General features: G+C 47.5%; 18 protein-coding genes. 8 read left to right on the top strand and 10 right to left on the bottom strand.

From position 1 onward, the window contains the following. The first annotated feature begins 256 nt into the window (after positions 1-256). A complete protein-coding gene (evgA, locus tag AABJ99_RS07440) occupies positions 257-871 on the top strand; it encodes an acid-sensing system DNA-binding response regulator EvgA (RefSeq protein ID WP_000991370.1) in 615 nt (204 codons plus the stop codon). A gap of 4 nt (positions 872-875) precedes the next feature. Next, positions 876-4,469: an acid-sensing system histidine kinase EvgS gene (gene evgS, locus AABJ99_RS07435; protein WP_105277562.1), complete on the top strand. Its 3,594-nt coding sequence runs from the start codon at positions 876-878 to the stop codon at positions 4,467-4,469. A gap of 55 nt (positions 4,470-4,524) precedes the next feature. On the opposite strand, the gene yfdE is transcribed toward evgS, so the two are convergent. The 5 genes from yfdE to yfdX form a co-directional block, all read right to left on the bottom strand. Next, positions 4,525-5,670 carry a CoA:oxalate CoA-transferase gene (gene yfdE, locus AABJ99_RS07430; RefSeq protein ID WP_039020915.1) on the bottom strand — a complete coding sequence of 382 codons (1,146 nt, stop codon included), beginning with the start codon at positions 5,668-5,670 and terminating at the stop codon, positions 4,525-4,527. 73 nt (positions 5,671-5,743) lie between these two features. Next, positions 5,744-6,688, bottom strand: a complete 945-nt coding sequence (yfdV, locus tag AABJ99_RS07425) for a transporter YfdV (RefSeq protein ID WP_000955028.1) — start codon at positions 6,686-6,688, stop codon at positions 5,744-5,746. 68 nt (positions 6,689-6,756) lie between these two features. Further along, positions 6,757-8,451, bottom strand: coding sequence for an oxalyl-CoA decarboxylase (gene oxc / locus AABJ99_RS07420; protein ID WP_039020916.1), 1,695 nt, complete (start codon positions 8,449-8,451; stop codon positions 6,757-6,759). Positions 8,452-8,504: 53 nt separating this feature from the next. Beyond that, positions 8,505-9,755: a formyl-CoA transferase gene (gene frc, locus AABJ99_RS07415; RefSeq protein WP_000106772.1), complete on the bottom strand. Its 1,251-nt coding sequence runs from the start codon at positions 9,753-9,755 to the stop codon at positions 8,505-8,507. 514 nt (positions 9,756-10,269) lie between these two features. Beyond that, positions 10,270-10,902, bottom strand: coding sequence for a YfdX family protein (gene yfdX / locus AABJ99_RS07410; protein ID WP_000825610.1), 633 nt, complete (start codon positions 10,900-10,902; stop codon positions 10,270-10,272). 295 nt (positions 10,903-11,197) lie between these two features. Here yfdX and ypdI point away from each other — a divergent pair, with 295 nt between their 5' ends. Further along, positions 11,198-11,473 carry a colanic acid biosynthesis lipoprotein YpdI gene (gene ypdI / locus AABJ99_RS07405; protein WP_000867670.1) on the top strand — a complete coding sequence of 92 codons (276 nt, stop codon included), beginning with the start codon at positions 11,198-11,200 and terminating at the stop codon, positions 11,471-11,473. Positions 11,474-11,549: 76 nt separating this feature from the next. On the opposite strand, the gene yfdY is transcribed toward ypdI, so the two are convergent. After that, complete coding sequence (yfdY, locus tag AABJ99_RS07400) at positions 11,550-11,792, bottom strand: YfdY family protein (RefSeq protein WP_000639883.1); 243 nt, start codon at positions 11,790-11,792, stop codon at positions 11,550-11,552. A gap of 352 nt (positions 11,793-12,144) precedes the next feature. Between yfdY and lpxP the strand changes: the two genes are divergently transcribed. Together lpxP and ypdK are read left to right on the top strand one after the other, a co-directional pair. Further along, positions 12,145-13,065 (top strand): kdo(2)-lipid IV(A) palmitoleoyltransferase, encoded by a 921-nt coding sequence (gene lpxP / locus AABJ99_RS07395; RefSeq protein WP_039020917.1) that lies wholly within the window; start codon positions 12,145-12,147, stop codon positions 13,063-13,065. A gap of 354 nt (positions 13,066-13,419) precedes the next feature. After that, entirely contained in the window at positions 13,420-13,491 is a 72-nt protein-coding gene (gene ypdK, locus AABJ99_RS07390) for a membrane protein YpdK (protein WP_010723117.1), read from the top strand. Between the two features lie 64 nt (positions 13,492-13,555). Here ypdK and alaC read toward each other — a convergent pair whose 3' ends face one another. Beyond that, on the bottom strand, positions 13,556-14,794 hold the full coding sequence (gene alaC, locus AABJ99_RS07385) for an alanine transaminase (RefSeq protein WP_039020918.1): 1,239 nt from the start codon (positions 14,792-14,794) through the stop codon (positions 13,556-13,558). A gap of 376 nt (positions 14,795-15,170) precedes the next feature. Between alaC and ypdA the strand changes: the two genes are divergently transcribed. From ypdA to ypdC, 3 genes are read left to right on the top strand one after another with little or no spacing between them, the layout of a single operon-like run. Then, positions 15,171-16,868: a two-component system sensor histidine kinase YpdA gene (gene ypdA / locus AABJ99_RS07380; protein WP_000544359.1), complete on the top strand. Its 1,698-nt coding sequence runs from the start codon at positions 15,171-15,173 to the stop codon at positions 16,866-16,868. 14 nt (positions 16,869-16,882) lie between these two features. Continuing rightward, positions 16,883-17,617 carry a two-component system response regulator YpdB gene (ypdB, locus tag AABJ99_RS07375; RefSeq protein WP_001295458.1) on the top strand — a complete coding sequence of 245 codons (735 nt, stop codon included), beginning with the start codon at positions 16,883-16,885 and terminating at the stop codon, positions 17,615-17,617. Between the two features lie 11 nt (positions 17,618-17,628). Then, positions 17,629-18,486, top strand: coding sequence for an AraC family transcriptional regulator (gene ypdC / locus AABJ99_RS07370; protein ID WP_000648314.1), 858 nt, complete (start codon positions 17,629-17,631; stop codon positions 18,484-18,486). 1 nt (position 18,487) lies between these two features. Here the strand turns inward: ypdC and ptsP are convergent, their stop codons facing one another. The 3 genes from ptsP to ypdF are packed head-to-tail and all read right to left on the bottom strand — an operon-like array spanning position 18,488 to position 23,130. Further along, positions 18,488-20,983, bottom strand: a complete 2,496-nt coding sequence (ptsP, locus tag AABJ99_RS07365) for a phosphoenolpyruvate--protein phosphotransferase (protein ID WP_338387524.1) — start codon at positions 20,981-20,983, stop codon at positions 18,488-18,490. 24 nt (positions 20,984-21,007) lie between these two features. Further along, positions 21,008-22,045, bottom strand: a complete 1,038-nt coding sequence (gene ypdE / locus AABJ99_RS07360; RefSeq protein WP_000365995.1) for an aminopeptidase — start codon at positions 22,043-22,045, stop codon at positions 21,008-21,010. Continuing rightward, positions 22,045-23,130, bottom strand: coding sequence for an aminopeptidase (gene ypdF / locus AABJ99_RS07355; RefSeq protein ID WP_000173229.1), 1,086 nt, complete (start codon positions 23,128-23,130; stop codon positions 22,045-22,047). Before ypdF ends, ypdE begins: the two co-directional genes overlap by 1 nt. Positions 23,131-23,141: the final 11 nt, after the last annotated feature.

The raw sequence follows: 23,141 nt of genomic DNA, 5'->3' as shown, positions 1-23,141 counted from the left end.
CTTTTGCAATACAATTCTTACGCCTGTAGGATTAATAAGAAGCCTTATAGTACTCATTTGAAACTATAAGTTAGCGGTATTATCCCTGATTTTATTGTTGACATTTCATTTATGCCGACTATTTATATGGTATACTTTTTGAATTATCTTAAAGGAAGCTCAAATTTTCTTATTTTGATTGAGAAAATGAGATGATGCCTTATGTCTGTATTACTACAGGGAGAAGGGAGATGCTTCATTGCAAAGGGAATAATCTATGAACGCAATAATTATTGATGACCATCCTCTTGCTATCGCAGCAATTCGTAATTTATTGATCAAAAACGATATTGAAATCTTAGCGGAGTTGACTGAAGGAGGAAGTGCCGTTCAGCGGGTGGAAACACTTAAACCTGATATCGTCATCATTGATGTCGATATCCCCGGAGTTAATGGTATCCAGGTGTTAGAAACGCTGAGGAAGCGCCAATATAGCGGAATTATTATTATCGTCTCCGCTAAAAATGACCATTTTTACGGGAAACATTGTGCTGATGCAGGCGCTAATGGATTCGTGAGTAAAAAAGAAGGCATGAACAATATCATTGCGGCTATTGAAGCTGCAAAAAATGGCTACTGCTATTTCCCTTTCTCTCTCAACCGGTTTGTTGGAAGTTTAACGTCCGACCAGCAAAAACTCGACTCCTTATCGAAACAAGAAATTAGTGTCATGAGGTATATTCTTGATGGCAAGGACAATAATGACATTGCGGAAAAAATGTTCATCAGCAACAAAACTGTCAGCACGTATAAAAGTCGCCTGATGGAAAAATTAGAATGTAAATCACTGATGGATCTTTACACATTCGCGCAACGTAACAAAATCGGCTAATCACATGAAGTTTTTACCCTATTTTTTTCTTCTCTGTTGTGGTCTTTGGTCGACCATAAGTTTCGCAGACGAAGATTACATCGAATATCGTGGCATCAGTAGTAACAACCGTGTCACGCTTGATCCACTACGTCTGAGCAACAAGGAATTACGTTGGTTAGCGAGCAAAAAAAATCTTGTGATTGCAGTACACAAGTCCCAAACGGCTACGTTGTTGCATACCGATTCGCAGCAACGGGTTCGTGGTATTAATGCGGATTATTTAAATCTTTTAAAAAGAGCGTTAAATATCAAATTAACACTCCGGGAATACGCAGATCATCAAAAAGCAATGGACGCGCTTGCAGAAGGTGAAGTCGATATAGTGTTATCACATTTAGTTACTTCTCCGCCTCTTAATAATGACATTGCTGCAACCAAACCATTGATAATTACCTTTCCGGCGCTGGTAACCACCCTTCACGACTCAATGCGACCGCTTACCTCACCAAAACCAGTAAATATTGCTCGGGTAGCAAATTACCCCCCAGACGAGGTAATTCATCAATCATTTCCAAAAGCAACAATTATCTCTTTTACAAATTTATATCAGGCATTAGCATCCGTTTCTACCGGACATAATGATTACTTTATTGGTAGTAACATCATTACCAGCAGTATGATTTCCCGCTATTTCACTCACTCCTTAAATGTAGTGAAATATTATAACTCGCCGCGTCAATATAATTTTTTCTTGACCAGAAAAGAATCCGTCATTCTTAATGAAGTACTCAATCGGTTTGTTGATGCTTTAACAAATGAAGTTCGCTATGAAGTATCACAAAATTGGCTTGATACAGGAAACCTGGCCTTTCTGAACAAACCATTAGAACTCACTGAACATGAAAAACAGTGGATTAAGCAACATCCCGATTTAAAGGTGCTGGAAAATCCTTACTCCCCTCCCTATTCTATGACTGATGAAAATGGCTCGGTTCGGGGCGTTATGGGGGATATTCTTAATATTATTACCTTGCAAACAGGTTTAAATTTTTCTCCGATCACCGTTTCACACAATATCCATGCCGGAACACAGCTTAATCCCGGTGGATGGGATATATTACCTGGTGCTATTTATAGTGAAGATCGAGAAAATAATGTTTTATTTGCTGAAGCCTTCATAACAACGCCTTACGTTTTCGTCATGCAAAAAGCGCCTGATAGTGAACAAACTTTAAAAAAAGGAATGAAAGTTGCCATTCCATATTATTATGAGCTTCATTCGCAATTGAAAGAGATGTATCCGGAGGTTGAGTGGATACAAGTCGATAATGCTAGCGCTGCATTTCACAAGGTTAAGGAAGGTGAACTTGATGCCCTGGTCGCGACACAGCTAAATTCGCGTTACATGATCGACCATTACTATCCTAATGAGCTTTATCATTTTCTTATTCCCGGCGTTGAGAATGCATCGCTTTCGTTCGCTTTTCCTCGCGGAGAACCAGAACTTAAGGATATTATTAATAAAGCATTGAATGCAATTCCCCCAAGCGAAGTTCTGCGCCTGACGGAAAAATGGATCAAAATGCCCAATGTGACCATTGACACATGGGACCTCTATAGTGAGCAATTTTACATTGTTACGACTTTATCCGTTTTATTAGTTGGCAGTAGCCTTTTATGGGGATTCTACCTGTTACGCTCAGTTCGTCGTCGTAAGGTAATTCAGGGTGATTTAGAAAACCAAATATCATTCCGGAAAGCACTCTCGGATTCCTTACCGAATCCAACTTATGTTGTAAACTGGCAAGGTAATGTCATTAGTCACAATAGTGCATTTGAACATTATTTCACTGCTGATTACTACAAAAATGCAATGTTACCATTAGAAAACAGTGACTCCCCCTTTAAAGATGTTTTTTCTAATGTGCATGAAGTCACAGCAGAAACGAAAGAAAACAGAACAATATATAGCCAAGTTTTTGAAATTAATAATGGTACTGAAAAAAGATGCATTAATCATTGGCATACATTATGTAATTTACCTGCAAGTGACAATGCAGTATATATTTGTGGTTGGCAAGATATTACCGAGACGCGTGATTTAATTCATGCACTCGAAGTAGAAAGAAATAAAGCGATCAATGCAACTGTCGCAAAAAGCCAGTTCCTGGCAACAATGAGTCACGAAATAAGAACACCAATAAGCTCCATTATGGGCTTCCTGGAACTTCTGTCGGGTTCAGGTCTTAGCAAGGAGCAACGTGTGGAGGCGATTTCACTTGCTTACGCCACCGGACAGTCGCTCCTCGGCTTAATTGGTGAAATCCTTGATGTCGACAAAATTGAGTCGGGTAACTATCAACTTCAACCACAATGGGTCGATATCCCTACTTTAGTCCAAAACACTTGTCATTCTTTCGGTGCGATTGCTGCAAGCAAATCCATCGCGTTAAATTGCAGCAGCACGCTTCCTGAACGCTACCTGGTTAAAATCGACCCTCAAGCATTTAAGCAGGTGCTGTCTAATTTACTGAGTAATGCCCTTAAATTTACCACCGAGGGGGCAGTAAAAATTACGACTTCCCTGGTTCATATTGATGACAACCACGCTGTTATCAAAATGACCATTATGGACACCGGAAGCGGATTATCGCAGGAAGAACAACAACAACTGTTTAAACGCTATAGCCAAACAACAGCAGGTCGTCAGCAAACAGGTTCTGGTTTAGGCTTAATGATCTGCAAAGAATTAATTAAAAACATGCAGGGCGATTTGTCATTAGAAAGTCATCCAGGCATAGGAACGACATTTACGATCACAATCCCGGTAGAAATTACCCAACAAGTGGCGACTGTCGAGGCAAAAGCAGAACAACCTATGACACTCCCTGAAAAGTTGAGCATATTAATCGCGGATGATCATCCGACCAACAGGCTATTACTCAAACGCCAGCTAAACCTATTAGGATATGATGTTGATGAAGCAACTGATGGTGTGCAAGCGCTACACAAAGTCAGTATGCAACATTATGATCTGCTTATTACTGACGTTAATATGCCGAATATGGATGGTTTTGAGTTGACTCGCAAACTCCGTGAGCAAAATTCTTCCTTACCCATCTGGGGGCTTACAGCCAACGCACAGGCTAACGAACGTGAAAAAGGGTTAAATTGCGGCATGAACTTATGTTTGTTCAAACCGTTAACCCTGGATGTACTGAAAACACATTTAAGTCAGTTACACCAGGTTGCACATATTGCACCTCAGTATCGCCACCTTGATATCGAGGCCCTGAAAAATAATACGGCGAACGATCTACAACTGATGCAGGAGATTCTCATGACTTTCCAGCATGAAACGCATAAAGATCTACCCGCTGCGTTTCATGCGTTAGAAGCTGGCGATAACAGAACTTTCCATCAGTGTATTCATCGCATCCACGGTGCGGCTAACATCCTGAATTTGCAAAAGTTGATTAATCTTAGCCACCAGTTAGAAATAACGCCCGTTTCAGATGACAGCAAGCCTGAAATTCTTAAGTTGCTGAACTCTGTTAAAGAACACATTGCAGAGTTAGACCAGGAGATTGCGGTTTTCTGTCAACAAAATGACTAAATAGCGGCTCCCACAATGTTCAAATGTGGGAGCTATTTACCAGCACATCTAACATTTACGATGAGAATTCCTGGCGAATTTGTTCCCCATGCTGGTCGAGCGTTGCCGCTCCCGGCATAACATGCGGGTCCGCGCAGCCGCTGATTTTTATCGGATTACCCGGCATCATTATTCCCCCGGCTTCAATCAACATATTTCTCGCCTGAGTTTGTGGCAAATTAATGGCCTCAGCCACACTTAATAACGGCGCTACGGGTACACCAACTTCATGTATTCTGGCTAACCAAACTTCAGCTGCCTGCGTTTTTAACGTCCGCTCAATATATTGTTTAAGAATAGCCTGGTTTTGTACGCGTAAAATATTGCTGTTAAATCGGGGATCATCAACAAGTTCCGTCAGATCCAGTGCCTGGCATAACGCAGAAAAAAGCTTGTCATTACCACAACAAATAGTAATTGGTTTATCCTGAGTATCGAACACATCAAAAGGAGCCATGTAGGGATGGCGATTTCCCAGGCGTTGTGGTGACTTCCCTGTCGCGATATATGCCATCAGTCCATGCTCCAGAAAACTCAGAGTGGCATCAAACATCGCGATATCGACATGCGCCCCTCGCTGGCTCTTTTCGCGGCCATAAAGCGCACTCACGATTCCACTGAATAAATAGACACCGCCACAGAGATCTGCAAGAGAGGTGCCAACACGCACTGGCGGAGCATCAGGATATCCCGTTTCCATCATTATTCCACTCATTGCCTGAATAATGGTATCGTAGGCCGGAGCATCTTTTAGCGGACCGGTATGTCCGAAACCTGACGATGAAGCATAGATGAGACGTGGGTTGATTTCTTGTAGCGTTTCCCACGAAAACCCCATTTTTTCCATTGTACCTGGGCGGAAATTCTCGGCTAATACATCAGCTTGTTTAAGCATATTTATAAATATACTTTTATCGTGGACATTCTTTAAATCAAGAACCACACTCTCTTTGCCATGATTAATAAAACTGTAATAGAGTGACTGTCCATCCACATAGGGACCAAATGTGCGGGTATCATCACCATGACCTGGCGGCTCAACTTTAATTACCCTTGCGCCCATATTACAAAGAAGTTGAGTTCCGAAAGGCCCATTAAGGACATGAGTCATATCAATAACTAATAACCCTTCAAATGGGCCTTTGCTTTCAGTATTTGTCATTTGCTTATGCCTTGAAAAAAAGCCGAAGGTGAAAAGACTCTTCGGCATTTATGAAAATTAATAACATGATTAATTATGAAACCAGTCGACTGACATAAATCCACAAGGGAGCCGTGACGACAAAACCCAGCACGCTAACAGCCAATGACGCTGTACCAGTGCGGGTGTAGACATTAAACCGGCTGGCAATAATGATTCCGGAGAATGCCGGCGGTAATGCGCCTGCCAGTACCATCATCTGCAGATGTTCGCTGTTCAAATGACATGCCATACCAACGAGAAGCAGTGCCAGTGGCATCAGAATCAGCTTCAGGAAGGTGTTATAAGCAATTTCAGCACTGAACTCGAATTTATGTGCAGCCAGAGTCAAACCCGCAGCGAATACCGCTACCCCTGAGTTGGCCTTCGCAATCAGATTAAAGGTTGGATCCCATGCTGCCGGAATTTTTACCCCAACCAACACCAGGATCGTTGCCAGAACAGGTGCCCATACGACTGGCTCCTTTGCCGCAGAGATTAACGCGCTCAGATTGCTATTCTTCTTACCATCCGCTCCTGAGGAGGGATTCAGCAAATACAGACCAATAGGAATAGTAATTGCGTTAACAATAATAGAAATAATTGCTACCACTAAACCTGTTGATACGGAATCACCATAAATAGGGTCGAGAACTGCAAACCCCAGGAATCCAATGGTAGGTGAACCTGCAATTAATGCACATACTGCTGCTTCTGCATGGGTACGTTTAAAAAATTTGTAGCAACCAAACCAGGAGAAAAAGAAACATCCGACAATAACCACAAGTGATACAAGGGTCAGGCGAGTGTCCGCAAAAATCATTTCCCTGTTTGCCCGGGTAATAGAAACAAATAGGGCCGCAGGAAGAGCGTAGTTTAATACCAGTTTATTAAATGCCCGGGCTTGATCTTCTGAAAAAGTTTCTCGTCTGCCGCTAAAATAACCCAACAGCATGATTACGATAATAGGCAATAAATCGCCAATAAAAAATGTTAGCATAATAGTATTTCCGATAAGGGTCCCCTCACCATCGATAATGATTTGGCAAGAGGAGACGATGTCAGTATTTAATTACCAGCGACTTGTTTTGGGTTAAGTTTGGTAATATGGCCACTTTCAGTTCCTGCTGCTGGGTCGATGACCACATTAATAATGGTCGGTTTGCGCGACTGAATACCGGTGGTTAACGCATGACGAAGCTCATCTGTCGTGGTGACGTTATATCCAACGCCACGAAATGCATCCATTAATTTGTCATACCTTGCATGGTGCAATAGATCTGTTGGTGATGGTGCACCAGCGCCACTGAGATCAACACCGTCTCCTCTGTAGATGCCGCCATTATTAAAAATAACGATTGTCACCGGTAGGTTATATCGACAAATCGTTTCAATCTCCATCCCACTGAAACCAAAAGCACTATCACCTTCAATGGCGACAACCGGAGAACCAGAGGTCACGCTAGCACCGATGGCATAGCCCATACCGATGCCCATGACACCCCAGGTGCCACAATCCAGACGACGACGTGGTTTATACATATCAATAATATTTCGTGCATTATCCAGGGTATTTGCCCCTTCATTAACTAAATAAATATCCTGGTTCTCGCGCAATACATCGCGCACCGCACTCAATGCATTAAAGTAATTTAATGGTTGGGTATCTGTACTTAACTTTTCATGCATTTTTTGCGCATTTTGCTGCTTGTGGATATTTAAAATATCGCGCCACACCAGTGGAGTCGTAAATGTGTTTTGTTTCAGTTCTGCCAGCATACCGTGCATACTGGATGCAATATCGCCAACGACTGGCACAGCAATGGGGCGGTTGCTGTCAATTTCCTGCGGTTCTATATCCAGTTGAATAAACTGTGTATCTGCCGCCCATCCTTTTTTACCGTGCGCCAGTAACCAATTCAGTCGCGCCCCAACAAGCATGACAACATCAGCATTTGCCAGCGCAAACGAACGCGCAGCCGCCGCAGAAAGTGGATGCGTATCTTCCAGGATCCCTTTCGCCATAGACATTGGCAGGAATGGAATCTGGGTACTTTCAATAAACTCACGAAGCTGCTCATCAGCTTGTGAATACGCCGCGCCTTTACCAAGGATAATTAATGGCCGTTCTGCTTTTGCTAACAGCGAAATTGCACTAGTGACTGACTTCGGGCATGGCAATAACGCTGGCGATGGGTTTTCAACTTTAACAATAGTGGCTAATGCCTCGTCTTTTTCCATCGTCGCAGCCAGGACATTTGCTGGCAAATCAAGATAAACACCGCCAGGGCGACCCGAAACGGAGACCCGGATAGCGCGTGCCAACGCAATGCCAAGATCCTGCGGCTGGTTAACGCGGAATGCCGCTTTGGCATAGGGTTTTGCCGCATTCATTTGGTCCAGCTCTTCATAATCACCTTGCTGGAGATCAACGATCGCGCGATCGCTAGAGCCGCTGATCATGATCATCGGAAAACCATTTACTGTTGCGTTGGCCAATGCGGTCAAACCATTGAGGAATCCTGGCGCAGAAACGGTCAGGCAGATCCCTGGCTTTTGGGTAAGAAAACCGCTTGCCGCAGCCGCATAGCCTGCAGATTGCTCATGACGAAAACCAATATAACGAATGCCTTCCGCCTGGGCATGGCGCGCCATATCCGTCACAGGAATACCTACAACACCATAAATAGTGTCAATATTATTCTGTTTTAATGCTTCAACGATGATATGCATACCATCTGTCATTTGAAGTTGATCTGACATGATTAATAACCTCGAAATTTTTATAAATTGGGAGCCAGAAGCCCCCGTTAATATCAGATGGCGTGGTTTTGCTTCATTGCAGCAATTTCATCGTCGCTATAACCCAGCTCCTGCAATACAGCAGCGGTATGTTCACCTAATAGCGGCGCAGCTTTAATATCCGGCGTAAAGGCAGAGAATTTCATTGGACAACCAACTGTCAGATATTTTCCACGCAACGGTTGTTCCACTTCGACAACACTGCCACTTTGGCGCAAAGAGGGATCAAGTGAAATTTCTTTCATACTTAATACCGGTGCACAAGGAATATCAAACTGAGTCAAATAGGCCACCGCTTCATGTTTATCAATAGTGACAGTGTATTTTTCGATTTCAGCAAAAATATCGAAAATATGTGGCTGTCGGGCATGAGCTGTACTGTATGCCGGATCGGTAATCCATTCTGGTTTGCCGATAGCTTTACAGGTGTTTTCCCAGTTTTGCTCCTGAATAGTGAAATAAATATAGGCGTTAGGATCGGTTTCCCAGCCTTTACATTTCAGGATCCAGCCAGGCTGACCGCCACCACCCGCATTACCACCGCGTGGTACTGCGTCGCCAAATGTGCCATTCGGATACTGCGGGTATTCTTCCAGATAACCCAGCTTATCGAGGCGCTGCTGGTCACGTAATTTCACGCGGCAAAGGTTCAACACGGCATCCTGCATTGACATGGTAACTCGTTGCCCACGCCCCGTTTTTTCGCGATGCAGCAAAGCAGCAAGTAAACCGATCAGCAAATGCATTCCGGTGTTGCTGTCACCCAACGCTGCAGCGCTTACCAGCGGCGGGCCGTCCCAAAAACCCGTAGTGGATGCCGCGCCACCCGCTGCCTGAGCAACGTTTTCATAGGCTTTTACATTCACATAAGGCGAACACTCATCAAACCCTTTGATCGAACCAAAAATCAAACGTGGATTGATTTCCTGAATATGCTCCCAGGTGAAGCCCATGTGATCAATGGCCCCTGGATGAAAGTTCTCGACTAAGATATCAGCTTCGCGGATCAGCTTTTCCATTACCTCTTTGCCTTCCGCTGTTTTGGTATTTAATTCAATAGAACGTTTGTTGCTGTTAAGCATGGTGAAGTAAAGCGCATCGATATCAGGAATATCTCGCAGCTGGCGACGCGTTACGTCACCAACGCCGGGACGTTCAATTTTAATGACGTCAGCGCCAAACCACGCCAGCATCTGAGTACAAGATGGGCCAGATTGCACACCGGTGAAATCGAGAACTTTAATTCCTTGAAGTGGAGTTGACATAGCAATACCTATTAGTTAATTAAATATATGTTATATTTAGCGTTTATTTAAGGCATAACGCCCTCTATAAATAATCCGCAAAATATCGTCGTAGCTGCACTCGATATTTTTAAATTCCTGTATCAAGTGCTGAAAATCATTTCATCGCCACTTCCAATTCCTTTCTGCATGGTAAGTAGTGAGGACGAAAATAAGAATATGATAAATATTGGTTTGCGGTAATCAGAGAGAGCCGCGACATTTGTGATGTTATTCTTACAACTGTAAGAAGCGATTGTGATTTACAGTTAGGGAAATGATTACGATTTTTAAATCGTACCATAAAACATAACATAAACAATGATTTCGTGATGACACGGGATTATTGATGTTTACTTTGAGGAATAGAAAATGCGTGTTTATAGAACCGCGAGCGCCAAATAATTTTATGACCACAATCGGTCGTATTGTGGTCATAAAAAATTGTCGCCAGGAGGGAGTAAAATCTTTTACTTCAATATGCTGCCTGTCAGCATTAGTTCACAAACAGTGCTTCGCTATCGACGATGATTCCATCTTCCGCACCTTTAAGCGCCAGGTTTGCCTCGTAGTATTGCTTTTTATCAAGCAGTTTCTGCGCATCAGCAAGTGCATTACGAGTCTGTTTAAGCGGCATCAGATATTGGTTTTCCATTACACCAACACCGGCCAGGCGAAGCTCTTCCATTGCGCCCTTTTTATCCCCTTTCGCCATTTTTTCATTAGCAATTTTTATCGCTGCTTCTTTTTCTGGTGTCGCTACATAACTCTCAGAAATTCCGACAGATGCATTAATGACAATATATTGGTCATCATTGATATTGGTCTTTTTACCTGGTTTAGCGAACTTTGCCCATTCAGTACTGTCATCTGACAGCAAAGCGGAAGCTTCATTGGTCAGTTCTTTTGCCTTTTCCGGATCGCCATGAAACAGAGCCAGGCGCGCTACCTGCACGTCACGCATCGCATATAAACCCTGTTCAGAGATACGCTCTGCTGCTACAGTTTTCTGGGTTTGCTGAACTTGCTGAGTTTGCTGTTGTGCTGCTACCGGTGCATTATCAGCAGCCCATACAGTTGATGATGCCAAAATCGCTGTGACCATCGTAGCCATAATTAAACGTTTCATACTTACCTCATTCTTTAACAGTTTTAGAAAACGCCGCCATCATATTGGGTGAGCATGAAATGAGAAATCAGAGAGCAACGGTCATTTTGAAAGGGTTATCTTACAGTTGTAGTTATTATCGCAAGAAGTATTTTAGTCTTACAATTGTAGGAATATGCTTCCTGTCGCAGAGAACTATTCTTATATACCACAAAGAGATGTCATTTATTATATCGATGTAAATACTGATTAATTAAATGTAAATACAGCCATAACATCGTAGGTTCTCAGTGAGCCATTCTCAGGATAACTTTCTATGAAAGTAAACTTAATGCTTTTTAGCTTATTTTTATTGGTCTCTATTATGGCATGCAATGTTTTTGCATTTTCCATTTCTGGTGGTGGAAGTGAGACGAGCTATAAAGAGACAGAAAAAACGTCAGTGATGACGACAACTCATTCTACAAAACTTCAACCATCACAGGCGATTTTGTTTAAGATGAGAGAAGATGCGCCACCATTAAATCTCACAGAAGACATCACGCCCCCTTTTCCGACAAAGGCGAATTATCTTATTCATCCTGTGCGATAGCGTCTGTCACATGGCAGGTGAACAATCATATCTGTTGATGATGTGAGCACCTGCCCAAATGATCCATCCTGAACTACTACCGCCTGCCATACCCCACCATAAAGCGAATCATCAAGCCACAAGCCGGGGCAAGAAACATAAATATCCCCGTCACTAGTTCATTACCGCCAGTTAACCACATGGTGAAGTAGTAAATGAGTGCAGCGAGGATCACCATGCCGAAGAAAGAAGAGACCGCCGAGACCACGTTCAGTACCTGACCGATGTATCCGCTTACGCAGACAATACACAGGGCGAGAAACATCCATAAATAAATCATAGCTCAACCTCCTGCCGCGCTAAAAAACCTGTAACTTCAGTCACTTTAATAGTAAGACAATCCTTAACCTCTGGCAATTTTTGCTAAGCATCAATGAAAACAGCACGTTAAATGCAACGCTATTGCGTGCGGAAAATTTTTTACTTTGCACGATTAATAATCAGTAGATGAAAGCAGTCAGCCAGTGATAAAGTAGAGCCACCGCATTCATGCTCCTCGTGGTTATGTCCTGACTAGTCTTTACACTCTTTACAGGAACCATTGTCGTACATGATGGCCCAATCAATTGAGTGTACCGCTGTCGACATGGAATCTTCTGCGATACAACAATTCGTATCTACAGAAGGTAACTATGTTTCCAAAATGCAAATTTTCCCGCGAGTTTCTACATCCTCGCTACTGGCTCACGTGGTTTGGGCTTGGTGTACTCTGGCTTTGGGTACAGCTTCCTTACCCTGTTCTCTGTTTTCTCGGCACGCGTATCGGCACGATGGCGCGACCATTCCTGAAACGTCGTGAATCTATCGCCCGTAAGAACCTGGAACTTTGTTTCCCACAGCATTCTGCTGAAGAGCGCGAGAAGATGATTGCCGAAAACTTTCGTTCACTCGGCATGGCGCTGGTAGAAACCGGCATGGCATGGTTCTGGCCCGACAGTCGCGTACGTAAATGGTTTGATGTTGAAGGGCTGGATAACCTCAAACGCGCACAACTGCAAAATCGTGGCGTGATGGTTGTCGGCGTCCATTTTATGTCGCTGGAATTGGGCGGCCGCGTGATGGGACTATGTCAGCCAATGATGGCCACCTATCGTCCGCATAATAATCAGCTGATGGAATGGGTGCAGACCCGTGGTCGCATGCGCTCTAACAAAGCGATGATCGGCAGAAATAATCTGCGCGGTATTGTCGGCGCGCTGAAGAAAGGTGAAGCGGTATGGTTTGCTCCCGATCAGGATTATGGTCGTAAAGGCAGCTCCTTCGCGCCGTTCTTTGCGGTGGAAAATGTCGCCACAACCAATGGTACGTATGTCCTTTCACGTCTCTCTGGCGCAGCCATGTTAACCGTAACGATGGTAAGAAAAGCGGATTACAGCGGATATCGTTTGTACATCACCCCAGAGATGGAAGGCTACCCGGCAGATGAAAATCAAGCCGCTGCCTATATGAACAAGATTATCGAGAAAGAGATCATGCGCGCGCCGGAGCAGTACCTCTGGATCCACCGTCGCTTTAAAACGCGCCCGGTGGGTGAATCGTCGTTATACATTTAACAAACTGCTCTTACTCTTTCCCTCCTCAAATCAGCCGTAATAACCTCATGGTTTTTATGGCTTTTTTCTTAAGGTTTTTTCCTTCGCTGAATCTCTAATTATTACCGTCAGAAATTAAACTGTCGCCGATATGAGACACCTGTAAGTTACTAAAAGTAAATAAGAAAATGCCTCTTGTCTCGTTTCAGTTTTAGGCGTACATTAGCGCCGTCTCGAGCAGTTTAGCTCAGAATTCTGGGGTGATGCCCACGGTAAAATACGGACTTTCAATGTCGTTTTGCCCGGTGTCAACTCACTGTATCAGGTGTAATGAAGTCATTCAGGCGTAACAGTAATTACGCGGAGAGATGTAAAGTGAAATATTTCTTTATGGGCATTTCTTTTATGGTCATCGTTTGGGCCGGTACTTTTGCCCTGATGATCTAAAAGCAAACTGTGCAATGAAAAACAGGAGCCATCTGGCTCCTGTTTGCATTTCTGGCGATGGTGTTTATTCCGCGTTTTCGTGAATATGTTTGCTGCTGGCGGGTAGTAAACCGTCGGCACGGAACATCGCTTTAATTCCACGAATCGCCTGGCGAATACGATCGCGGTTTTCAATCAGCGCAAAGCGAACATGGGTGTCGCCGTAGTCGCCAAAGCCAATCCCTGGAGAGACACAGACCTTCGCTTCGTTAAGCAGTTTCTTGGCAAATTCCAGTGAGCCCATGGCCGCATATGGTTCCGGGATTTTCGCCCAGACATACATCGAAGCCTTCGGCATTTCGACCATCCAGCCCGCTTCATGCAGCCCTTTAACCAGTACATCACGGCGGCGTTTGTACTGTTCGGCAATATCGCGCACGCACTGTTGATCGCCCTCCAGTGCCGCAATCGCCGCCACCTGCAACGGCGTAAAGGTGCCGTAATCGTGATAGCTTTTAATACGTGACAACGCGCTGACCAGCGTTTTGTTACCGACCATAAAGCCGATACGCCAGCCCGCCATGTTGTAGCTTTTCGACAGCGTAAAGAACTCTACCGCCACATCGCGTGCACCTGGCACCTGCATGATTGACGGCGCTTTCCAGCCATCGTAGACGATATCGGCATAGGCCAGGTCATGGACCACCAGCACATCGTAGCGTTTCGCCAGCGCCACAACCTTCTCAAAGAATTCCAGTTCCACGCATTGCGCGGTTGGGTTCGACGGGAAGCCGAGGATCATCATCTTCGGTTTCGGATAACTTTCGCGAATGGCGCGTTCCAGTTCGTTGAAGAAATCGACACCTTCCACCAGCGGCACTGAGCGTACCTGCGCCCCGGCAATCACCGCGCCGTAAATATGAATCGGGTAGCTTGGATTAGGCACCAGTACAGTGTCACCGTGATCCAGCGTCGCCAGCATCAGATGCGCCAGCCCCTCTTTCGAGCCAATGGTGACGATAGCCTCTGATTCCGGGTCGATCTCGACGTCGTAACGATCCTGATACCAGCGGGAAATGGCGCGACGTAACCGCGGAATACCACGCGAGGTGGAATAACCATGCGTGTCCGGTCGCTGGGCCACCGTACATAATTTTTCGACGATATGCGGCGGGGTCGCACCGTCCGGGTTACCCATACTGAAATCGATAATATCTTCGCCGCGCCGACGCGCAGCCATTTTCAGTTCAGCGGTAATGTTAAAAACGTAGGGTGGGAGACGATCAATACGCGTAAAGCGACGTTCAGGGCGAGTGTCAGCCATAATTTCCTCAGATTAACGTGAGCGCCCGGACCGTCCGAGCGACGCTGCCACGATGGTGGCTGTTTTGAAAATAGCCTGATTAATTTCTGTCTGTCCAGCGTTTTAGAACATTTTTGTTAATAGCCTTAAATGAGGAACTCCGCTTTAAAAACAGGAAATTTATCTACGCTAACAAGAAAATTACCACTCAATCTATTAACATTATAATTTCAATAAATTTACCAAACAGATATGCATTATCAAGAGATGCATTGCTAATACACCATTTATCTTTCAATCCCCTTTTAAAATTGTGGTTTTTCCTCAAAAACGGCCTGCTGGTCATCAGCCTTCAGGTTACCTATCATAGAGGTTTAATCCTTATTCAGAGTCACCCGTGCACGAAATATTCAACATGCTGCTGGCGGTCTTCGATCGGGCAGCGTTAATGCTTATCTGCCTGTTCTTTCTTATCCGTATCCGCCTGTTTCGCGAACTGTTGCACAAGTCGGCACACTCCCCAAAAGAGCTGCTCGCCGTTACCGCCATTTTCTCGCTGTTCGCCCTGTTCAGCACCTGGTCCGGCGTGCCCGTAGAAGGCTCGCTGGTTAATGTGCGTATTATCGCGGTGATGTCAGGCGGAATTCTATTTGGCCCGTGGGTAGGCATCATAACCGGTGTGATTGCGGGTATTCACCGTTATTTAATTGACATCGGCGGCGTGACGGCAATTCCGTGCTTTATCACCAGTATTCTCGCGGGTTGCATATCAGGCTGGATTAACCTGAAAATCCCCAAAGCACAGCGCTGGCGCGTCGGTATTCTCGGTGGCATGTTGTGTGAAACGTTGACCATGATTCTGGTGATTGTCTGGGCACCAACTACCGCGTTGGGGATCGATATCGTCTCTAAAATCGGGATTCCAATGATCCTCGGTAGCGTCTGTATCGGCTTTATTGTGCTGCTGGTGCAAAGCGTTGAGGGCGAAAAAGAGGCCAGCGCCGCGCGGCAGGCCAAGCTGGCGCTGGATATCGCCAACAAAACGCTACCGCTGTTTCGCCATGTCAATAGCGAGTCATTACGCAAAGTTTGTGAAATTATTCGCGATGATATTCACGCCGATGCGGTAGCGATTACCAACACCGATCATGTGCTGGCCTATGTTGGCGTAGGGGAACACAACTATCAGAATGGCGATGATTTCATTAGCCCAACAACGCGTCAGGCAATGAATTACGGAAAAATCATTATTAAAAACAATGATGAAGCCCACCGTACACCGGAAATCCACTCGATGCTGGTGATCCCGCTTTGGGAGAAAGGGGTCGTGACCGGGACGCTGAAAATTTACTACTGCCACGCGCATCAGATCACCTCGTCATTACAGGAAATGGCGGTCGGTCTGTCGCAAATCATCTCCACCCAACTGGAGGTTTCACGCGCCGAGCAACTACGTGAAATGGCAAATAAGGCAGAGCTTCGCGCTCTGCAAAGCAAAATTAATCCCCATTTCCTGTTTAATGCTCTGAATGCTATCTCATCGTCGATCCGTCTGAATCCGGATACCGCTCGCCAGCTGATCTTTAATCTGTCGCGTTATCTGCGCTATAACATTGAATTAAAAGACGATGAGCAAATCGATATCAAAAAAGAGCTGTATCAAATTAAAGACTATATTGCCATTGAGCAGGCCCGCTTTGGCGACAAGCTGACGGTTATCTATGATATTGATGAAGAGGTCAATTGCTGCATTCCCAGCCTGCTGATCCAGCCGTTGGTGGAAAACGCCATTGTCCACGGTATTCAGCCTTGCAAAGGTAAAGGCGTTGTCACCATCAGCGTTGCAGAGTGCGGTAATCGGGTACGCATTGCGGTGCGAGATACCGGGCACGGCATCGATCCAAAAGTCATTGAGCGGGTCGAAGCGAACGAAATGCCGGGCAATAAAATTGGCCTGCTGAATGTCCATCATCGCGTGAAGTTATTGTATGGCGAGGGGCTGCATATCCGCCGCCTGGAACCAGGAACGGAAATTGCGTTTTACATTCCTAACCAACGCACCCCTGTCGCCTCACAGGCTACGTTATTGCTTTGAGCCGGAGTGATATTGTGAAAGTCATCATTGTTGAAGACGAATTCCTGGCACAACAGGAACTGAGCTGGCTGATTAAAGAGCACAGCCAGATGGAGATTGTCGGCACCTTTGACGATGGTCTGGACGTGTTGAAGTTTTTGCAGCATAACCGCGTCGACGCCATTTTTCTGGATATCAATATTCCGTCGCTGGATGGCGTGTTGCTGGCGCAAAACATCAGCCAGTTTGCTCATAAACCGTTTATTGTGTTCATCACCGCGTGGAAAGAACATGCGGTAGAAGCGTTTGAACTGGAAGCGTTTGACTACATTCTCAAACCGTATCAGGAATCACGCATTACAGGAATGCTGCAAAAGCTGGAAGCAGCCTGGCAGCAACAGCAAACCAGCAGTACGCCTGCCGCAACGGTAACGCGTGAGAATGACACCATTAATCTGGTAAAAGATGAGCGAATCATCGTCACGCCAATTAACGATATCTATTACGCCGAAGCGCACGAGAAAATGACCTTTGTCTATACGCGGCGTGAATCCTACGTAATGCCGATGAACATTACCGAGTTTTGCAGCAAGCTGCCGCCGTCACATTTTTTCCGCTGCCATCGCTCATTTTGTGTCAATCTGAACAAAATCCGCGAAATCGAACCGTGGTTTAATAACACCTACATTCTGCGACTGAAAGATCTGGATTTTGAAGTACCAGTCAGCCGTAGCAAAGTAAAAGAATTCAGGCAGTTAATGCATCTGTAATCGGGATTTTCATGAAAGCAACAGGCTTGCCCGCCGATCAACAATTTTTCGCCGATCTGTTCAGCGGCCTGGTGCTTAACCCGCAACTACTGGGGCGCGTCTGGTTTGCCAGCCAGCCGGCCTCGTTGCCGGTGGGCAGTTTATGTATTGATTTTCCCCGTCTGGATATCGTGCTGCGCGGCGAATACGGCAATCTGCTGGAAGCAAAGCAGCAACATATAGTGGAAGGAGAAATGCTGTTTATTCCGGCGCGCGCGGCTAATTTACCGGTCAACAACAAACCGGTAATGCTGTTAAGTCTGGTGTTCGCGCCGACCTGGCTTGGTTTATCGTATTACGATAGCCGCACCACGTCGTTGTTGCATCCGGTTCGCCAGATCCAACTTCCCAGCCTGCAACGCGGCGAAGGTGAAGCAATGCTTACTGCCCTCACCCATCTTAGCCGTTCGCCGCTGGAGCAGAATATCATTCAGCCGCTGGTGTTAAGTTTGCTGCATCTTTGCCGCAACGTGGTGAATATGCCGCCGGGTAATTCGCAGCCGCGCGGCGATTTTCTCTATCACAGCATTTGTAACTGGGTTCAGGATAATTATGCCCAGCCGCTCACCCGTGAGAACGTGGCGCAGTTTTTTAATATCACGCCCAATCATCTGTCAAAACTGTTTGCGCAGCATGGAACAATGCGTTTTATCGAATATGTGCGTTGGGTGCGAATGGCGAAGGCGAGGATGATTTTGCAGAAATATCATCTGTCGATTCATGAAGTGGCGCAGCGTTGCGGCTTTCCGGACAGCGACTATTTTTGTCGCGTCTTCCGGCGTCAGTTTGGCCTGACACCGGGAGAGTACAGCGCCCGTTTTCAGGGCTAATTTAAAAGGCTAATTCTGTTTCCAGCAGCGTCAGGATGCTTTGTGCATCTTGCGCGGCAAACAACGACTGGCGGAAGTTTTTATTCACCAGTTTACGCGCCAGCTGCGAGAAGACTTTCACATGATTCATCCCTTCGTTAGCGCCCAGCGTCAGCATAATCACCAGTTCGACTTCGCCCATTTCTGACTGCCAGTCAACCGGTTTCACCAACCGGGCAATGCTGATACTGGAATGACGGATCCACTGAGATTTGGTGTGCGGGATCGCCACGCCAAAACCAACGCCAGTAGTGACAATCTCTTCCCGCTGCCAGACATCTTCTTCCAGCTCAAACGGATGTTCAGTACGCCCGTTAACGCCAAGGTTGCCGCACAGGAACTGGATCGCCTGCTCTTTATTGCTAAAGGCCTGATCAACAAAGATATTCTCCAGCGCCAGCAGCGGGCGAACGTCTTCTTCCGGCGTAAACGCGGTAAGTAACGCTTCAATTTCCTGCGCGCTGCGGCATTCACATGCCTGACGCGCCAGTTCCCGACACGCCTCGCTATCCAGTTGACGAAGCTGGCTTTTCACCGCCGGAATACGCGGGCTACTCATACTCAGCTCATCCAGGCCCAGTCCAAGCAGTAGCGGCAGATAACGACTTTCACCGCCCAGTTCACCGCAAATACCTACCCATTTGCCGCGCTGATGCGCAGTGGTAACAATCTGCTGCAACATGCGCAGGAACGATGGCGTAATCGGGTTATACAGCGGCGATACGCGCGGGTTATTACGATCGACCGCATACAGATACTGGGTCATATCGTTAGAACCGATACTGAAGAAATCGACCTCATCGCAGAAGTGGTCGATGATGTAGCACACCGACGGTACTTCCACCATGATACCCAGCGTAATCGACTCTGCATGACGCAGGCCATCGCGTTTAAGCTCAACGATCGCTTTTTGGATCTCGCCCTTCACCCATAAGATCTGATCGAGGCTGTGAACCATCGGGATCATCAGCTGGGCGTTGCCGAAACTGGCGGCACGCAAAATAGCCCGCAGTTGAGTGCGGAACAGGCCAGCAAATTCCGGGTAAATTCGTACCGCGCGATAGCCGAGGAACGGGTTCTCTTCCTGGGGAATGTTGAGGTAAGGAATGCTTTTATCGCCGCCGATGTCCATCGTGCGGAAAATAATCGGCTTGTCGCCCGCCGCCAGTAGCACCTGTTGGTATGCTTCAAACTGTTCCTGTTCGTCCGGCGCACTGTCGCGCTCCATATAGAGCATTTCGGTACGAAACAGCCCGACACCTTCCGCGCCGTTGGCAAACGCGCCAGGCGCTTCCAGAGCGGTGCCAATATTCGCCGCGATATCAATGCGCTTGTTATCACGGGAATAGGCCAGCTGCGCGGCGGCCTGCGCCTGTTGTTTCTGGCGTTTATCCGCCAGCGTCTGCGCAACCTGATAATAACCACTCACCGCGTCATCAGGATTAATAGCCAGCACGCCGCACTGGGCGTCAAGCACCGCCGGTTGCCCGGCATAGCGAGCAATGGCATCCAGCGGCAGGCCGCTCAGTACGGGGATCGCCGAGGCGCGGGCCAGAATCAGAGTATGCGAGGTGCGCCCGGTTTTCTCCAGAATCATGCCCGCAAGATTTTTTAAATTGAGGCTCAAAAACTGGCTAGGGGTTAAATCTTCTGCCACCAGAATGGTCGGTTTTTCGAGCACCAGATTATTACGCGGCTTCAGTTCCGGCCAGGTGATATGCAGCAATTGTTCGCTGATATCACGAATGTCGCTGACCCGCTCGCGCAGATAATCGCTGGCAGAGGCAGAAAGTTTGTCGCAAACCTGCTCCATATTGCTGATGATCGCCGCCCCCAGCCCCTGATGCTGTTCTGCCATCAGGCGACGGATATTACCTGCAAATTCATCATCCTGAATCAGCGATAAATGGGCGCTGAGGATAGTTTTGCTTTCGCCGTCACGCTCGCGCAACTGCTGGTTCAGTTGCTCGGCAAGCGTTGCCAGGCTGTGTTCCAGCCAGGTGGAGTCTTGCGCACTGGCCGGGATTGCCCGATAACTGTCGAGGCTGTTGCTCTGTAACAGGGTCAGCGTACCCACGCCGACGCCGCTTGCCAGCACATTGCCGTACAGTAAATCAGGGTTCAGGCGGCTTAATGAACGCGGCAGTGGATGTGCCGTCAGTTCTGCCTGCGTCGGCTGGACGCTGTCGCTGTCGATAAAGCGCACCTGGATGTACTCTTCCAGCACGCGCCGCGCCTGCTCTTCATCGCTGCCGCTAATGTTCAGGCTGCAACTGTCATTAAATAAGGTGCCGGTGCCAATCAGCGCCAGCGAACTTTTGACATCGGCCTTTACGTTCTGGCGATGGTTAATGAAGATGATTTCGCTTTGCCACTGGCTGCACTGCTCTTTAAGTTCCCACGCCGGACGAGCATGCAGGCCGTTTGGCAAAGGACAGAGAAATTGAATCGTTAACATAACCGCTCCGGGTTAATCAGGAGATCATCTGAAATCCGTCAGTTGAACAACCGTCTCACGGGTAAGACGTTGAATAAGGGCAGATAAAAGCTGCTGCATCTGCAAAATGTCGCGGCAGTCGGCAATCGATGCGGCGCAATGTCCGTGGCGGGTTGCTGGCCCCATCACCACTGTGGGTACGCCAGTGCCGGTTAAATGCACCGCCCCGCCGTCCGTTCCGCCGTTGCTGAACATATCGGCCTGCAACGGCACGCCAATTTCTGCCGCGACGGTTTCGATCCACGCGGTAAGTTTTGGCGGCGCAATCAGCGACTTGTCGCTTAACACCAGCATCGGGCCGTTACCAATCTGGCGATGGTTAGCCGCGCCATAATCAAAGTTTTTCGCCCAGCAGGCGGTATCAAGCACAATGGCGATGTCCGGCGACACCGCGCGGGTGGCGGTTTGCCCGCCGCGTAATCCCACCTCTTCGCTGGAACTTGCCACCAGCCACACTTCCGCAGGCAGCTCGGCGTTGTGCAGCTCACGTAGTAACGTCACCAGCAGGTAGCAACCGAGGCGGTCATCAAAGGCTTTACCCATCACTCGCTGGTGAGGGAGAACCTGAAAAGTGGTATCAAACGTGACACGATCGCCCGGACGAATACCTGCCTGCATCACTTCGTCATACGAGCGCGCACCAATGTCCACGCGCATGGCGCTGACGTCATTCCCCTGCCGTTCGCCATCGAGCAAACCGGGAATTTTGCACTCTTCACGAGTAGTGATCCGTACTGGCTGAAGCTGGCGGGCAGCCATGCGCACATTGCCAACTGGCAGGACATCAATCGCCCCTTCGCGGGAGATGCTACGCACCATAAATCCCACTTCGTCCATATGCGCACAGATCATCACCTTCGGACCTGTCGATTCATTGAGGCGGATCAGCACCGATCCCAGGCCATCAAATCGCACTTCTTTTTGCAGTCGATCCGCTTCATCCAGCAGGATCTGCCGCACTTCCTGTTCCGAGGAGGCGATCGCATCTGCCTCGCTCAACGCTTTTAATAGCGATAAATCCATTATGCCTCTCCCGTGAGCAACACTGTTTTTGGCATGGCGTAGAGCACTTCCGCGCCTTGCGGGGTAACCAGCACGACATCTTCGATGCGCACGCCACCTCGCCCTGGCAAATAAATCCCCGGCTCCACGGTCAGTAACATCCCTGGCTGTAGCGTCGTGGTGTCCTGCGGTGAAAAACGCGGCTCTTCATGGACTTCAATGCCGATGGCATGACCAGTGTTGTGACCAAAATAGTCACCATAACCGGCTTCTGTAATGATCCGGCGCGCGGCGTCGTCAACCTGTTGGCAGCGCACGCCGGGGCGAATCGCGGAGATTGCCGCGAGCTGTGCCTGCAGGACAATGTTATACACATCAAACAGCGGGTGAGATTCGGCGCTCACCCCTTCGCCATTCACCAGCAAGGTACGCGTCATATCAGAGCAGTAGCCCTGATACAGCGCACCAAAATCAAGAGTGACAAACTCGCCCGCTGCAACAATCTTGTCGCTGGCTTTGCCGTGCGGCAGCGCCCCACGCCAGCCACTGGCGACAATGGTATCGAAAGAGGCTTTTTCTGCGCCCTGCTGGCGCATAAACCACTCCAGTTCAGCGGCTATCTCGCATTCGCTCATCCCCGCCTGAATAAAGCGGCGAATATGCTCTGCACCGCGATCGGCAATCCCACAGGCGAGGCGGATTTTCTCCACCTCCTCTGGCGTTTTGATTTGCCGCAGCACATCCGGCGTGGCGCTTACCAGTTTCGCATTGAGTTCAGACTGCCAGCGGTGCGCGGTTTCCCAACTTACCTGCTGGCCTTCAAAACCGAGCGTTTGCAACTGCTCATCGGCAATGATTTGCCTGACGATAGTGGTAAGCGTGTGCGTCGCATCAAGCAAATGCAGCTGGTAGCCCTGGGTGCGGGCTTCTACATCCGCGTAATAGCGCGAATCCACCAGAATGTGCGCACTTTCACGACTAATCAGCACATAACCTGATCCGGTGGAGATCCCCAGATGCGGCTGTTTGTTCTGCCGTGAGGAGAGAAGCACTGCATCCAGTTGTTGCGCCTTAAGCCAGTCGCGCAGCGAAGCGAGTAATGTCATCTGGATTGTCC

Source organism: Escherichia coli, assembly GCF_036503815.1.
In the GTDB taxonomy this organism is placed as follows: domain Bacteria; phylum Pseudomonadota; class Gammaproteobacteria; order Enterobacterales; family Enterobacteriaceae; genus Escherichia; species Escherichia coli_F.
This window is presented reverse-complemented; position numbering and strand designations above follow the sequence as displayed.